Origin of the sequence: Mammaliicoccus sp. D-M19, assembly GCF_022386695.1 — a bacterium.
GTDB classification, from domain to species: domain Bacteria; phylum Bacillota; class Bacilli; order Staphylococcales; family Staphylococcaceae; genus Mammaliicoccus; species Mammaliicoccus sciuri.
The window spans coordinates 1-406 of record NZ_JAJNHW010000019.1 but is presented as its reverse complement, the minus strand read 5'-3'; the positions used below and the strand labels follow the sequence as shown (position 1 = coordinate 406).

Here is a 406-nt window from a genome sequence, read left to right as displayed (position 1 = left end):
AATAATATTTGGTCAGCCAACCAAAATTAACAACACGAGGAGATGCATTAAATGTCATCAGACACAAACAGTTTAGCACATACAAAATGGAATTGTAAGTACCACATTGTGTTTGCACCAAAATATCGTAGACAAATTATTTATGGGAAAATTAAAAGAGATATTGGTATTATTTTAAGACAATTGTGCGAAAGAAAAGGTGTAGAAATAATAGAAGCTGAAGCATGTAAAGATCATATTCATATGTTAGTTAGTATTCCACCAAAGTTAAGTGTTTCTCAATTTGTAGGTTATTTAAAAGGTAAGAGCAGCTTAATGATATTTGATAGACATGCCCATTTAAAGTATAGATATGGTAACAGAAAATTTTGGTGTAAAGGATTTTATGTAGATACAGTTGGTAGAA

1 protein-coding gene is annotated in these 406 nt (G+C 30.0%); it reads left to right on the top strand.

From position 1 onward, the window contains the following. Positions 1 to 51: 51 nt before the first annotated feature. The coding region (gene tnpA, locus LQ675_RS14880) for an IS200/IS605 family transposase (protein WP_239753274.1) at positions 52 to 406 on the top strand (355 nt) is incomplete at its 3' end.